Below are 15,029 nucleotides of genomic sequence, written 5' to 3'. Positions count from 1 at the left end.
AATGGACAAACTGTCGCTTGCAGGGGCTGCGCGCCCAATCCGCAGCCCCTGCAAGGTTTACATAACATCGAACTGCCGCATTATGGAGGTTGTATGAAATCGTTTATCCTAGATGCCTCGCATCAACAGAAGTACATCCTGGTCTCCAATGATTTTATCGACAACCACCTGGCCGGTGCCAACGGGGATTTCGTCAAGGTCTATCTTCTGGCGGAGCGCCTTTCGGCGGAAGGCTCCAGCCCTTTGTCCGTCGGGGACATCGCGGACCGCCTGCATCTTACGGAGTCGGATGTGGAGCGCGCCATCCGTTACTGGCAGTCCAAGGAGGTCTGGCGCCTTGCGGAGGAAGGGGCTCCCCCTTCCTCCGCTCCCCCGTCCCCCCTCCTTCCAGCGGATCAAAAACCCGGTTATACCGTGGAGGAACTGGCCAGGTTCATGGAGCAGACGGAACTGAAGGAACTCATCTACATAACCCAAAAGTACATGGGCAAGATCCTGACCCAGAACGACATCAGCACCCTGGTCAGCTTCCATGACTGGCTGGGGCTTCCGGTGGAGGTCATCGAAATCCTTGTGGAATACTGTGTCATGGGGGACCACCGGAACATGCGCTATATGGAGAAGGTGGCCTTGGACTGGGCGGAAAACAACATCAAGACCGTCGCCCAAGCCAAATACCGGTCCCAGGTCTTCAACAAGCGTTATTTCGCCGTGCTCAAGGCTTTCGGTCTTGGGGACCGCACCCCCACCCCTCCCCAGATCCAGGTCATGGACCGCTGGTTCGCTTACGGGTTCGACCTTCCCATCATCGAAGAGGCCTGCCATCGGACGGTCCAGGCCATCAACAAACCGGAATTCAAATATGCCGACAAGATGCTGGCCAGCTGGCACGAGAGCAAGGTCCGCACCCTGGAGGACATCCAGAAGCTGGATGCCGCTTTCCAGGCCCAATTGGAGGCCAAGAAGAGTCAGGGAGGCGGCCAGGGAGGCAACGCCTTCAAGACGAAGCCCCTCCCCCGGAACAAGTTCTCCAATTTCAGCCAGCGCAACTACGATTTCGATGCCCTGGAGAAAAAGGCGCTGGACATGCGCCTCAAGGACAAAGACGGCAAGCCCTGAGAAAGGAGGCCCCCCCATGGGAATCAACCAAAGCGCGTTCAACAAGCTCCTGGCCCGATACGACAAGATCCGGCAGGACAACAACAATCTCCTGAAGAAGCGCCGGGAGGAGGTTTTCGCCAAAATCCCCAAGTTGCAGGATGTGCACAACAAAGTGGCCACCCTTGGGCTGACCACCGCCCAAGCGGTCATGGAGGACCCCTCCCGCAGGGAAGACTATCTGGAGGGCCTGACCGAGCACATCGCCATGCTGGTGGAGCACAAGCAGCGTCTTCTGGTGGCGAACGGCTATCCCCCGGACTATCTGGACCCCATCTACAACTGCAAGCTCTGCAAGGATACCGGATATGTGGGGAACGAGCGCTGCCGGTGCCTGAAGCAGGCCATCATCCATGTGGCCTATGAGCAGTCCAACCTGAAGGCCATCCTGGAGGAGGAGAATTTCGACACCTTCTCCCTGGACTACTACGACACCCAGGTCCTGCCGGAAATAGGCGTTTCCCCCCGTTCCAACATGCTCTCCGTCCTGGACCGGTGCCTCGAGTTCGTGGAAAACTTCAGCCATACCTTCGCCAACCTGATCCTCTACGGGCAGTCCGGGCTGGGCAAGACCTTCCTCTGCAACGCCATCGCAAAGGCACTTCTGGACGAAGGATACACCGTAATCTACCTTTCCGCCTTCCAGCTGTTCCGTATTTTTGAGAACTACCGTTTCCACAACGACAACCAGGAGTACGGCTATGAGGAAATCCAGGCCCTCTACGACTGCGACCTGCTGATCATAGACGACCTGGGGACCGAGGTGAACAACAGCTTCACCAGCTCCGAGCTCTTCAACTGCCTGAACACCAGGCTTCTCCACAAGAAGCATACGGTCGTCTCCACCAACCTGGGCTCCAGCGAATGGTCGGTGCAGTATTCGGAGCGGATTGTCTCCCGGATTTTCGGCTATTACACCCCCTTGAAATTCTTCGGCACGGACATCCGGCTGATGAAATACCGCTGATCCGCCCTCACCCGGCGCGTGAAAACAGGCCGGGACCTTCCCGTTGGAAGGTCCCGGCCTGTTTTCATTCTTCTATGGAACGGCGCCCTCAGTCCCCGAAGCCGATGCCGATCAGCCGTGCGTTCTTGATCAGCTCGATTCCAGGGTCCACCAGCTTCAGCTTGCCCGCCACATCCTCCAGAGGGGTGGCGTAAAGCTTGTTGTTGATCAGGGACACCGTTTTTCCGTAGTTCTCGTTGGCGATCATTTCCGCCGCATAGGCCCCCAGGTTGGTGGCCAGCAGGCGGTCGTAGGGACTGGGACTGCCTCCCCGCTGCTGGTGGCCGGGGATGGTGACCCTGGTCTCCATCCCCGTCTCCCGCTGGATCAGTTCCGCTATCCTGTAGGAAACCGAGGGGAATCCGTCCGTTCCGGGATCCTCCGCCTTGGGATCCTCCATGTTTCTGGCCCCTTCCGCCACCGCGATGATGGAGAAGTCCTTCCCCGATTTTTTCCTCTCCTTGAGGGAGCCCACCACTTTCTTGACATCGTAGGGGATTTCCGGAATGAGCACCACGTCGGCTCCTCCGGCAATCCCCGCATATAGCGTCAACCACCCCGCCTTGTGGCCCATGAGCTCGATGATCATGACCCTGTCGTGGGAGTCGGCGGTGGTATGGATCCGGTCCACCACCTCTGTGGCTACGTCCAGCGCGCTGTGGAATCCGAAGGTCATGTCCGTTCCCCAGATGTCGTTGTCGATGGTTTTCGGAAGGCCGACCACGTTGAGACCCTCTTCCCGCAGGAGATTGGCGTTCTTATGGGTGCCGTTCCCCCCTAGGGTCACCAGGCAGTCCAGCTTCAGACGCTCGTAGGTCTTCACCATGTTCTTGACCTTGTCCACCCCGTCCTTCTCGATCTTCCGCATCTTCTTGTAGGGCGTCCGGGAAGTCCCCAGGATGGTCCCTCCCCTGGTCAGGATGCCGGAAAAATCCTTCGGCAGCATTTCCCAGGACTTGTCCTCGATCAGACCCTTGAACCCGTCCTGGATTCCCACGATTTCGCAATCCATCATGCCGTAGGCCGCCTTCGCAACTCCCCGGATGGCCGCATTCAACCCGGGACAATCACCACCGCTCGTCAATATGCCGATTCTCTTCTTCATTGGATGCTCTCCTTTTTCATCAGAATTTCCATTTGTGGGTAAGGGATTTTGATGCCTTCCTGGTCGAAACGCACCTTCACCTGTTCCAGCAGCTCATACTTCACCTGCAGGAAGTCCTCTCCCCTGCACCATGCGAACACGTCGTACAGGAGGGCGCTTTCCGCGTGGGCCTTCATCCCCACGAACATCTCCCGGTCCTTCAGCACCAGGGGATGGGCCTGGACGACCGCCAGGACATTCTCCCTGACCTTGGCGGCCGGCACCCCATAGCCTGCTCCGATGACCAGCTCCACCCGCCGGAACTCTTCCCGGGTGTAGTTGATGATGCCGCTGTTGGAAAGGCGGCCGTTGGGTATGGTGATCCTTTTGTTGTCTTTCGTGCGAAGGGTTGTGTAGAATATGTGGATGTCGATGACCGTACCCACATGTCCCCGGTCCTCCTCCTCCACATAATCCCCGATGGAAAAGGGACGCAGGACCAGGATGATGATCCCCCCCACAAAATTGGCCAGACTCCCCTGGAAGGCCATGCCGATCCCCAACCCTGCCGCGCCCACCAGGGCGATGATGGGATTGGTGGGGATTTCCAGCATGGCCACCAGGATGACGACCAGCAGCCCTTTCAGGGTGAGGTTCATCACTGAAAGGATGAACCTGGAGAGGGAGATGTCCATGGCGGACTTCTCCATGGCCTTTTCGCTCATCCGCACCATGGCCCGGATGAGCCTCCCCCCCAGCAGATACACGACCACCGCCCCCAACGCCTTGGGACCGTAGGAGGCCAGCCAGTCCACCATTTTACCTTGGGCGGTCTCCGCCAGGCCCGCCCAGGCCTTCACCTCGTCCACCACCTGTTCCGGTTCCATGAATGTTTCCCTCCTTGCCGCTTCCGTTGTCTACAGGTTGCAATTCTTGACGGTCCTCGGGAAGGAAACCACATCCCGGATGTTGCCCATGCCGGTCACATACATCAGGAACCGCTCGAAACCAAGGCCGAAGCCGGCGTGGGGTGCCCCGCCGAACCTCCGGAGGTCCAGGTACCAGCCGTAGTCCTCCCGGGACAGTCCCAGGACTTCCATCCTCCGCTCCAACTTCTCCAGGTCGTCTTCCCGCTGGCTGCCTCCGATGATTTCCCCCACCCCCGGGACCAGCAGGTCCATGGCCGCCACGGTCCTTCGGTCCCCGTTCTCCTTCATGTAGAAGGCCTTGATTTCCTTGGGGTAGTCGGTTACGAATACAGGCTTTTGGTAGACCATCTCCGTCAGATACCGCTCATGCTCGGTCTGCAGGTCGGCTCCCCATGCGGGCGGATACTCGAATTCCACACCGCTCTCCTCCAGGATCCGGACCGCCTCCGTATACCCGACTCGGGCGAAACGGTTCTCCAGGACATTCTCCAGTCGTTCCATCAGTCCCGGATCCAAATGCCTGTTGAAGAATTCCATCTCCTCGGGGGCCTCCGCAAGGACCGCACGGATCAGGAATTTCAGCATGTCCTCCGCCATAGCCATGTTCTCCTCCAGGCCGGCGAAGGCCATTTCCGGCTCCACCATCCAGAACTCGGCGGCATGCCTGGGGGTGTTGGAGTTCTCCGCACGGAAGGTGGGCCCGAAGGTGTAGATGCTTCCGAAGGCCATGGCATAGGCCTCCCCGTAGAGCTGGCCGCTGACGGTCAGGTTGGTCTCCCGCCCGAAGAAATCCCGGCCATGGTCCACCTCCCCTTCCGTTGTCCTGGGAGGATGCAGGAGGTCCAGGGTCGTCACCCGGAACATCTCCCCCGCCCCTTCACAGTCGCTTCCGGTGATGATGGGGGTATGGACATGGACGAATCCCCGCTCCTGGAAGAAGCGGTGGATGGCGTAGGCCGCAATGGAACGGACCCGGAACACCGCTGTAAAGGTATTGGTCCTGGCCCGCAGATGGGGAATGGTGCGCAGGTACTCCAATCCGTGCCGCTTCTTCTGCAGGGGATATTCCGGGACGGAAGCTCCGACGACGCGGATCAGCTCGGCCTGGACCTCGTAAGGCTGCTGGGCCTGGGGGGTTGGCACCAGCGTGCCTTCCACCACCAGGGCGGCCCCCACATTCGTCTTCCCGACCTCCCGGAAATCCGGCAGGTCCTCACCGAACACGACCTGCAGGGGGGAAAAGCAGCTTCCGTCGTTGAGGCTGATGAATCCGAACCGGTTGGATGCCCGGACGTTGCGGACCCAACCCGCCACGGCAATCTTCCCCTGCATGTGCGCCTCCGGGTTCTCATGGATCTTCTTGATTGTCACCGACTCCATACTGTCCTCCTGGTTGATCTTGATAGGAAACATTATAGCACAAAAGCCCGGACCATGCACGGGTCTAAGTTGCAAGGACCGCTGCCTTGCGCTATACTGTAATAACCGATAATCAATAGAAAGGAAGTGTTTCCATGGATCGACGCATTGAGGAATTGGCAGGAAACCTTGTACGCTATTCCTGCCGGGTGATGCCCGGCGAAAAGGTTCTCATCGAATATATCGGCCACGCCACCGGCGACCTGGCCCGCCAGCTTGTGAAGGAGGTGTACGCCGCGGGGGGACTTCCCTTCCTCCAGCATACGGACCCCCGCCTCCAGCGGGAGCAGATGCTTCTGGCCCCCCAGGAGCTTTATGAGTTGCAGGCCAAATGGGACAGCGCCCGGATGCGGGACATGGATTGCTACATCGGCATCCGGGGTTCTGACAACGTGAGCGAACTGGCCGATGTTCCGGGAAGCCAGCAGTCCCTCTACCAGAAATCCTATTCCAAGCCCGTCCATACCGACATCCGGGTGCCCTCCACCAAATGGGTGGTCCTCCGGTATCCCAACGACTCCATGGCCCAACTGAACAACACCAGCCTGGAAAGCTTCGAGGATTTCTACTTCAAGGTCTGCAACCTGGACTACAGCAGGATGTCCCAAGCCATGGATCCCCTGGTTTCCCTGATGGAGCGTACCGACCGGGTACGGATCACATCCCCAGGAACGGACCTCCATTTTTCCATCAAGGGGATTCCCGCCATCAAATGCGACGGCAGGATGAACATTCCCGACGGGGAGGTGTTCACAGCCCCCGTGCGGGACTCGGTCAACGGCCACATCACCTTCAACACCCCGGCGGTCTACCAGGGCTTCACCTATGAGAACATACGCCTGGAGCTGAAGGACGGCAGGATTGTGGATGCCATCGCCAACGACACCAAAAGGATCCTGGAGGTCTTCGACACGGACGAGGGAGCGCGTTATATCGGCGAATTCGCCATCGGCGTCAACCCCTACATCCTGAAACCCATGAAGAACACCCTGTTCGACGAAAAGATCATGGGCAGCTTCCACTTCACTCCCGGGAACGCCTATGAGGAAGCCGACAACACCAACCGCTCCGCTGTCCACTGGGATCTGGTCCTGATCCAGACCCCCGCGTACGGAGGCGGGGAAATCCATTTCGACGATGTGCTGGTCCGCAAGGACGGACGCTTCGTCCTCCCTGGCTTGGAAGGCCTCAATCCGGAGAACCTGGTCTAGAGAAGGAGCGCTCCCATGCAAGTCAAACTTTCCGTCCCTACCATACAACAGCACTGCGGGGATTCCCGCATTTTCGAGGAGGCTTCCCGCCTGACCAGGAACAGACAGGTCCTGACCGTGGATGTGGGTTCCGACCGCATCTTCGGCAGCGTCCTGGACGGAGACAGGACCTACCATCCGGAGATGCGCACCAACGGGAACCTGCAGATTCTGGATACCCGGTGCGACTGTGGCCATGCCCATGAGGCAGGCTTCTTTTGCGTGCATCTGGGAGCCCTCCTCCTGTCTGTGGTGCTGGAACTGCCGGATCAGCCAAGGGACGGCACCAGTACCGACCTGTTGCGCAGGGTGGTGAAGATCCAGAACACGTATCCGCCCTCCTCCCCCCTTTCCAGCATCCACGGACCCAAGCCCGACTACCTCTTCCACGATTTCCTTCCGGTGGAGGAGTCCCTCTCCCCCCGGCGACCCCTGTCCCTGGAGCTTTCCATCCGTCTCCAGAACCGGGGCGTCCGGCAGGAACTGGCTCCAGTCTACACCATTTCCATGAAGGTAGGGGAGGGAAGGCGCTACACCGTCAAATCCATGAAGAAGTTCTTCGAGTCCCTGGAATCCGGCACCCCCCTGGAGTACAGCAAGAACTTCACCTTCGACCCGCGGATCCATTGCTTTTCCCCCGAGGACACCCGCCTTCTGGAATACCTCTCCACCATCGCCATGACCGCCGCCCTTTCCTCCACCGGCTACGAGCGCTACAGCTACAGCAGCCCTTTGAAGGTCCTGGACGGCAAGCATCTGGTTCTTTTCCAACCCACCCTGGTGTCCGGGTTCCTGCGTCATCTTATGGACCGACCCTTCACCTTGGAGCTTGACAACTATCTCCGGCAGAACGCCACGCTGGAGGTCCTAAGCAGCTCCGACGCCCCTCTGGCGTTCCCCTTCCATGTGGTCTGGGACACCCAAGGGGGCAAGGATGTCCTGCGCTTCGATCCGGGCGTCCCCTATCTCCTGCCCTTGTCCAGGGATTACACCCATGTGCTGCTGGACGGCAGGATCCACCAGGTTCCTCCCGGCCAGCAGGCCAGCCTTCGGGCTTTGGCGCCGTATTTCAACCGTCCCAGGGAAGAGCAGGTCATCCCCCCGGAGCGGCAGGAGCATTTCCTGAAGAACGTGTACCCCCTGCTGCGAAGCATGGGGGCTGTGGACTTGCCCGAAGAAATCCGTGCCCGGATTGTGGACAGTCCCCTGCAGGCGAAGCTCTACCTGGACCGGGATGCCATGAAGCTGTCCGCCCGCCTTCTGTTTTTCTATGGGGACATGTCCATCAATCCCGCCCAGGAGGATGTCGCAGGAGGGGAGGATTCCTGGGTGGTGCGGGACAGGAGACGGGAAGGGGAGGTGCTTTCCCATCTGGGGGGGTTCGAGCCGAAGGACGGCTTCTATCATCTGCACGGGGAGGATGCCCAGTATGCCTTCCTGGAGGACACCCTGCCCCGGCTGGAACCCCTGGTGGAGTTGTATGCCACCGATGCCTTCAGGAAGGCAAGGACCTCCTTTCCTCCCGTGCGCAGCCGCCTGGCTATGTCGGACAGTTCCCTGCTGGAGGTTTCCTTCGATTACGGGGACCTGGACCCCAAGGAGCTGAAGGGGCTCTTCCGTTCCTACCGCCAGAAGAAGCGCTTCCACCGGATGCGGAGCGGGGCCTTTTTGTCCCTGGAGGATCCCAATTTCCTGGAGTTCCACGATTTTGTCCGGGACCTGGGGGTGGAGGACCGGCAGCTGGACAAGTCCCATCTGCGTTTTTCCCTCCACAAGGCCGTATATCTGGAGTCCCTCCTGGAAGGCCGGGGATCCGGACTGGTGGACCGTTCCAGGGAATACGAGGACTTCCTGGACTCCCTGCACAACAGCCAGCCGGAAGAGGTGGTCCTGGAGGACGGCTTCTCAGGATCCCTGCGGGACTACCAGACAACCGGCGTCCAATGGATGAAGTCCCTTGCCCGGTTCGGGTTCAGCGGCATCCTTGCAGACGACATGGGGCTGGGGAAGACGATCCAAGCCTTGGCTTTCCTCTCTTCCGAACACGCCCCGGGCGGGAAGCCCAGCCTGGTTGTGGCGCCCACCTCCCTCCTCTACAACTGGGAGGACGAGGTGCATAAGTTCGCCCCCCAGATGAAGGTGCTGGTGGTCACGGGCAGCAAGGAGGACCGGAACCTGCTGATGGAACGGTACGGCGACCACCACCTCGTGGTCACCTCCTACCCTCTGATCCGCAGGGATGCGGACCTCTACCGGAATCTGGAGTTCGCCTACTGCATCCTGGATGAAGCCCAGCACATCAAGAACCCCTTCTCCAAAACCAGCGAGGCGGTGAAGGCGGTCCAGGCCCGGGGCCGTTTCGCCCTGACCGGAACCCCCATCGAGAACAACCTGCTGGAGCTCTGGTCCATCATGGATTTCCTGATGCCCGGCTACCTGGGCAGCGCCCGCCACTTCCAAGGCAAGTTCGAGAAGCCCATCGCGAACCGGGACACCTATGCCCTGGAGCTTCTGAAGAAGCTGGTGAAGCCTTTCCTCCTCCGCCGCCTGAAGAAGGACGTGCTGCACGAACTGCCGCCCAAGATCGAGACCAAGTCCTTGGCCTATATGACGGACCCCCAGAAGGAGCTGTACCTTTCCTATCTGGAGGAGGTGCGCAAGGACCTGGACGGGGAACTGTCCCAGGACAACTCCCAGAACCGGATGCGGATCCTCTCCTACCTGACCCGCCTCCGGCAGATCTGCTGCCATCCGGCCACCTTCCTGGAGGACTACGAGGGCGGCAGCGGCAAGCTGGCCCTTTTCCTGGAGATCCTGGGAGAAGCCCTGGAGTCGGGCCACAAGCTCCTGGTGTTCTCCCAGTTCACAAGCATGCTGGACATCCTGGCCGGGGAACTGGAGGACCTGGGGGTGGAATACGCCTACCTGGACGGCTCCGTACCTGCCAGGGAGCGGAAGGCCCTGGTGGACAGCTTCAACCTGGGGGATACCCCGGTGTTCCTGATCAGCCTGCGGGCCGGAGGCACCGGTTTGAACCTGACGGGCGCCGACATGGTCATCCACTACGATCCCTGGTGGAATCCGGCGGTGGAGGACCAGGCCACCGACCGGGCGTACAGGATCGGACAGGAGAACCGGGTCCAGGTCTTCAAGCTCATCACCCACGGTTCCATCGAAGAGAAAATCTATGCGTTGCAGCAAAAAAAGAAGGCCCTCGTGGGGGCTGTGATCCAGCCCGGAGAGACCTTCCTGCAGAAGCTGTCGATGGAGGAGCTGAAGGAGCTCTTCATGCCGACTTGAATATCTTGTTCTTTATGGGCTGCAGCAGATGCAGCAGCAGCATGCCCAGCCCGTAGGCCGTTCCCAGCTGGCCGATGAACACCGTCCCCATCAGGAAGGGAACGGCTTCCGGCGCCCCATAGGCATAGCGGATGATCAACCCCACCACCACTGCGTTCACGACCACCGGCGGTACGGGCACCAGCCACTTGTTGGCGCGCAGCCTGTAGGAGAGGTAGGCCGCCAGCAGGGTGGCCAGGCTTCCGAAAAGGGTGTCCCAGAGGACGGCCCCTCCCAGGAAATTGGCTGCCAGACAGCCTACGAACAGGCCGGGAATCGCCGCCGGCGTGAAGAAGGGCAGGACCGTCAAGGCTTCCGCCACACGGAACTGCACCGGACCGAAGCTGATGGGTGCGAACACCAGCACCAGCACCACATACAGGGCTGCGATGACCCCTGCATCCGCAACGTAATTGGATTTCTTTTTCATTTCTTTCCTCCATAGTTTTGTTTTAAAGGAGGAAAATTCGTCCAAGCTTGCTTGGGACCAAATTTTCCTCCTCTACGCGAAAGCGTGCAACGCACGCTTTCGCGTGTGACAGGATGGTTTCGAACTGTCAGTGACCGATTATACCACAGATCCCCTTCCCGCGAAAGGAGAAATTTCCATGGAATGCAAGATCCAATACCTGTTCCACAGCGGCTTCCTCGTCCATTTGGGCGGAAGATGCCTTGTGTTCGACTACTTCAAGGATTCCCCCGGCAGCCGGCCTCCCGCATTGGATCCCCGCACCCCCACCTATGTGTTTTCCTCCCATCGGCACCACGACCATTTCGACCCCTCCATCTTCCAGTGGCGCCTCCAGCATCCGGGCCTGGCCTATGTGCTTTCGGACGACATCCCTCCGGAGGACATTCCAGCCGGTGCCCGGACCCACCGTCTGGGGCCCCACCAGTCCCTGGAGCTGGACGGCATTTTGATCCGGACCCTCCGGTCCAATGACGAAGGGGTGGCTTTCCTTGTGGAGATTTCCGGCATCCTACTCTACTTCGCAGGCGACCTGAACTGGTGGCACTGGGAAGGGGAGGCGGAGGCCTGGAACCGGGACATGGCAGAACGATACAAGCGGGAAATGGCGCTCCTAGGGTCGCATCTGGCGGGACGCCCCCTCCATCTGGCCTTCCTGCCGGTGGATCCCCGCCTGGGACCTGCCTACGACTGGAACCTAAAGTATTTCCTGGCCCATGTGGCCGATGCGGGAACCCACATTTTCCCCATGCACTTCGGTGAAGACACACGGATTTTCCACTGGCTGGAGAGGGGCGGCCATTTCCAGGCCCATCCCGGCCTCCATGCCCTCCTCCATCGGGAGGAGGAATTTCACATCCATTTGAACTGGGACATGTAGAGGTCGTAGTAGCGTCCCTGCCGATCCATCAGTTCCCGATGGCTTCCATCCTCCAGAATGTTCTTTCCGTCCACGAAAAGGATCCTGTGGGCTTTTTGTATGGTGGACAACCTGTGGGCAACCACAAAGGCGGTACGCCCCTCCAGCAGCCGGGCGATGCCTTCCTGGACCATCCGTTCCGTGCTCGTGTCGATGCTGGAGGTGGCCTCATCCAGCACCAGGAGCCTTGGCCGTGCAATCATGGTCCTGGCGAAGGCGATCAGCTGCCGCTGACCCCCGGACAATCCCGTGCCCCGTTCGTTCACCAGGGTCCCGTACCCCTGGGGGAGCTCCTGGATGAACCCATGGGCATGGACCGCTTTGGCCGCTTCTTCCACCTCCTCCCGGGTGGCGTCCAGCTTCCCATAACGGATGTTTTCCTCCACGGTTCCGGAAAAAAGGAAGTTGTCCTGGGTCATGATTCCCATCTGCCTGCGCAGGCTTTCCATGGTCACTGTCCGGATGTCCCTTCCATCGATCCGGATGGTACCCTTGTCCACATCATAGAACCGGCCGATGAGGTTCACGATGGTTGTCTTTCCGGCTCCCGTAGGACCCACCAGCGCCACCGTCTCCCCCGGACGCACATGGAAATGGACCTCCTCAAGCACCTGCTCCCGCCCGTCGTAGGAAAAATCCACTCCCTCGAACTCCACTTCCCCCCGGATTTCCGGAAGCTCTTCGGCTTCCGGACCGTCCTGCAGGTCCGGTTTCAAATCCAGGATTTCGAAGATCCTTTCCGCACCCGCCAGATTGGTCACCAGCTGGTTGTAGAAATTGCTCAGGTTCATGATGGGTTGCCAGAACATGGCGATGTAGGTCGTAAACGCCACCAGCAACCCCACCGTCACCTCTCCTGAATCCAGCATCCCCACGCCCAGCACGAAGACTAGGATGGTCCCCACGCCCCAGGAGATTTCCACCATGGGCCAGAACAGGTCGTTCAGCCGGGAGGCGGCTATGAAGGAGTCCTTCACTTCCTGCTGCAGGACCCCGAAAGTGCGGCTGGTCTTCTCCTCTGCGGTATAGCCCTGGACCACTCGGATCCCTGAAAAATCCTCATGGGTGAAGGCGCTCAGATTGGAGTTCTTCTGGCGGAAGGTCTGCCATTTCTTGTGCGCCCTGATTTCCACGTTCGCCATTCCCAGCACCAGGAAAGGGAGCATGGCCAATGCGGCCACCGCCAACCGGTAGTTCAAGGCCAGCATGACCCCCAGCACCACCACAACGGTGGCCAGGTCGGGAAGGAGGGTGACGACGCTGTTGGTCAGGATGTCCTTCAGGGAATTCACGTCCCCGATGACACGGGATAGGATCTTGCCCACCGGACGGTTGTCGAAGAAATTGAACGAAAGCCTCTGGATATGGACGTAGAGCTCCTGTCGGATCTCCATCAGCACCAGGTTGGACACCCTGCTCATCCGCAGGATCCTCTCCCGGACGCACAGCATGGAAATTCCGTTCAAAAGCAAGGCAAGCAGGAGGATTCCAAGCAGACCGGGCACATCCCCCTTTGCGATCTTGTCGTCGATGGAGACCTTCAGCAGCAGCGGATTCACGGTCCCCACGGCAATCACCACCAGCATCAGCCCCAGCACCTGCAGGATTTCCTTCCTGTACTTGAGCATGTAGGCGAAGAGCCGCAACAGCGTATGGATTTTGAGCACCTGCCGGGTGCTTTCATCTTCTTTGAAGGTGTTGATCGGCATACATGGCCTCCTCATATTGTTCCCGGAAGGTTTCGCAGTACCTTCCCCTTTGATCCATCAGCTCCTGGTGGGTACCCCTCTCCACAACCCTACCCTTCTCCAGCACCAGGATCTCATCCGCCCTGCGCACCGCTGAAATCCGGTGGGCGATGATGATCTTTCCCACCCCTTCCAGCCGTTCGACCTCTTTCTGGATCCGATGCTCCGTCTCCATGTCCAGGGAAGAGGTGGCGTCGTCCAGAACCAGTACCTTGGACTTCTTCGCCAGGGCCCTTGCGATGCCGATGCGCTGTTTCTGTCCTCCCGAAAGCCCGATCCCCTTTTCCCCGATGACGGTCTCCTGCTGGTGTTCCATCCTGGCGATGAATTCATGGGCCTGGGCAATGGCCGCAACCGGCTGGAGGGCCTCCCATCCGGCCTCTTCCCTGTTCCCCAGGCGGATATTCTCTTCGATGGTATCCGAGAACAGGAACACCTCCTGCATGACCACAGCCACCTGTTCCCGGAGGTTCTTGAGGTCCAGCTTGCGGATGTCCACCCCATCGAAGGTGACCGACCCTCCGGTGCAGTCGACGAACCGGCTGAGCAGGTTCACGATGGAGCTCTTTCCGGAACCGGTGCTCCCGATGATGCCCAACGTCTTCCCCGGCCCCAACCGGAAGGAAACCCCTTCCAGCACCTGGGTACCTCCCAGCTCCAGGGACACATCCTCGAAACTGACCTCTCCGGAAAAATCACGCAGCTTCACCGGTGCCTCCGGGTTCCTTATGGTCGGCGCATACCCGTGCACCTCCTCTATCTTTCTGGCGGAGGCCACAGCTTCCGCCAGGGTGTTCGTGATCCATCCCACCATCCGCATGGGCCACACCACAAGATACATGTAGCTGGAGAACTTCACCAGGGTGCCGATGCTAAGGGTCTCTCCCACCACCAGCACACCTCCCAAAGTGATGACCAGGATCGGAAGGATGCCTGAAAGACCCTCGATTTTCGGATAGAAGCGGCTCCAGATCCTGGCCTGCTTCAGGTTCAAGTCATAGTACCCCTCGTTGTGGGACAGGAATTTGGCGATCTCATGCTTCTCCCTGCCGAATGCTTTCACCAGCCTGACCCCGGCGATGTTCTCCTGAGCGATGGCGTTGAGCTGGGCGTTCTTTTCGCTGATTTCCCCATAGACCGCTCCGATGGTCCTTTCCAAGGCCCAAGCCAGTCCCCCCAGCAGGGGAATGGCCACCAGCGCGAGGATGGACAGTCTGGGGCTGATCCTGAACATCAGGACCGTCGCCACCACCAGTGTGGCCAGCGCCTCCACCCCCAGCATGATTCCGAAACTGGAGGCGAACCAGATCTTTTCCGCATCGTCCTTCACCCGGGCCATCAGTTCCCCGGTGTTCTTCTCGTCGAAAAAGGAGTAGCTCAGTCCCTGGATGTGGTCGAATAGTTCTTGCCGGATCCGCCCGACCATCAGGGCGCCGCCATAATCGAAGCTCAATTCCTTCACGTAGACCAGGACCGACCTTCCCAGGGCGATCCCTGCCATCCAGAGTACCAGTGTGGGGAAGACTCCCCTATCCCTGGCGACAATGACCTCATCGATGAGGCGTCCCACCACCACCGGGTTGACCATGTCCAAAAAGATGCTGACCCCCATCACCGTGAATCCTAGGGCATAATATGCCCAATACCTTTTCATCATCCGGAGAATCCGTCCCATGCCGCACCTCTCTTATAGGAACAAGCCATGGCT

At 59.5% G+C, this 15,029-nt stretch carries 11 protein-coding genes; 5 read left to right on the top strand and 6 right to left on the bottom strand.

The window, feature by feature from the left end:
• The first annotated feature begins 93 nt into the window (after positions 1 to 93).
• Together GXN74_RS03105 and GXN74_RS03100 are read left to right on the top strand one after the other, a co-directional pair.
• Complete coding sequence (locus tag GXN74_RS03105; RefSeq protein WP_162369458.1) at positions 94 to 1,119, top strand: DnaD domain protein; 1,026 nt, start codon at positions 94 to 96, stop codon at positions 1,117 to 1,119.
• A 16-nt stretch (positions 1,120 to 1,135) separates the two neighbouring features.
• Positions 1,136 to 2,125, top strand: coding sequence for an ATP-binding protein (locus GXN74_RS03100; RefSeq protein ID WP_162369457.1), 990 nt, complete (start codon positions 1,136 to 1,138; stop codon positions 2,123 to 2,125).
• Between the two features lie 88 nt (positions 2,126 to 2,213).
• Here the strand turns inward: GXN74_RS03100 and GXN74_RS03095 are convergent, their stop codons facing one another.
• Genes GXN74_RS03095 through asnS form a run of 3 tightly spaced genes read right to left on the bottom strand, consistent with a single transcriptional unit; the run spans position 2,214 to position 5,557 of the window.
• Positions 2,214 to 3,269: a 6-phosphofructokinase gene (locus GXN74_RS03095; RefSeq protein WP_162369456.1), complete on the bottom strand. Its 1,056-nt coding sequence runs from the start codon at positions 3,267 to 3,269 to the stop codon at positions 2,214 to 2,216.
• Positions 3,266 to 4,135, bottom strand: coding sequence for a mechanosensitive ion channel family protein (locus tag GXN74_RS03090; protein ID WP_162369455.1), 870 nt, complete (start codon positions 4,133 to 4,135; stop codon positions 3,266 to 3,268). Before GXN74_RS03090 ends, GXN74_RS03095 begins: the two co-directional genes overlap by 4 nt.
• Before the next feature lie 30 nt (positions 4,136 to 4,165).
• On the bottom strand, positions 4,166 to 5,557 hold the full coding sequence (gene asnS / locus GXN74_RS03085; RefSeq protein WP_162369454.1) for an asparagine--tRNA ligase: 1,392 nt from the start codon (positions 5,555 to 5,557) through the stop codon (positions 4,166 to 4,168).
• A 134-nt stretch (positions 5,558 to 5,691) separates the two neighbouring features.
• On the opposite strand from asnS, the gene GXN74_RS03080 reads away from it, so the two are divergent.
• Both GXN74_RS03080 and GXN74_RS03075 read left to right on the top strand, forming a co-directional pair.
• On the top strand, positions 5,692 to 6,807 hold the full coding sequence (locus GXN74_RS03080) for an aminopeptidase (RefSeq protein ID WP_162369453.1): 1,116 nt from the start codon (positions 5,692 to 5,694) through the stop codon (positions 6,805 to 6,807).
• Positions 6,808 to 6,822: 15 nt separating this feature from the next.
• A complete protein-coding gene (locus GXN74_RS03075; RefSeq protein ID WP_162369452.1) occupies positions 6,823 to 10,146 on the top strand; it encodes a DEAD/DEAH box helicase in 3,324 nt (1,107 codons plus the stop codon).
• On the opposite strand, the gene GXN74_RS03070 is transcribed toward GXN74_RS03075, so the two are convergent.
• Positions 10,133 to 10,615, bottom strand: a complete 483-nt coding sequence (locus tag GXN74_RS03070) for a QueT transporter family protein (RefSeq protein ID WP_162369451.1) — start codon at positions 10,613 to 10,615, stop codon at positions 10,133 to 10,135. The two genes, GXN74_RS03075 and GXN74_RS03070, sit on opposite strands and share 14 nt — an antisense overlap.
• Before the next feature lie 178 nt (positions 10,616 to 10,793).
• Here GXN74_RS03070 and GXN74_RS03065 point away from each other — a divergent pair, with 178 nt between their 5' ends.
• A complete protein-coding gene (locus GXN74_RS03065; RefSeq protein WP_162369450.1) occupies positions 10,794 to 11,534 on the top strand; it encodes an MBL fold metallo-hydrolase in 741 nt (246 codons plus the stop codon).
• Here the strand turns inward: GXN74_RS03065 and GXN74_RS03060 are convergent.
• Together GXN74_RS03060 and GXN74_RS03055 are read right to left on the bottom strand one after the other, a co-directional pair.
• Positions 11,507 to 13,282: an ABC transporter ATP-binding protein gene (locus tag GXN74_RS03060; protein WP_162369449.1), complete on the bottom strand. Its 1,776-nt coding sequence runs from the start codon at positions 13,280 to 13,282 to the stop codon at positions 11,507 to 11,509. The two genes, GXN74_RS03065 and GXN74_RS03060, sit on opposite strands and share 28 nt — an antisense overlap.
• Positions 13,254 to 14,996, bottom strand: a complete 1,743-nt coding sequence (locus tag GXN74_RS03055) for an ABC transporter ATP-binding protein (RefSeq protein ID WP_162369448.1) — start codon at positions 14,994 to 14,996, stop codon at positions 13,254 to 13,256. The genes GXN74_RS03060 and GXN74_RS03055 overlap by 29 nt, the downstream gene beginning before the upstream one ends.
• Positions 14,997 to 15,029 lie beyond the last annotated feature (33 nt).

This window comes from Anaerotalea alkaliphila, from assembly GCF_010179735.1.
In the GTDB taxonomy this organism is placed as follows: domain Bacteria; phylum Bacillota; class Clostridia; order Lachnospirales; family Vallitaleaceae; genus Anaerotalea; species Anaerotalea alkaliphila.
This window is presented reverse-complemented; position numbering and strand designations above follow the sequence as displayed.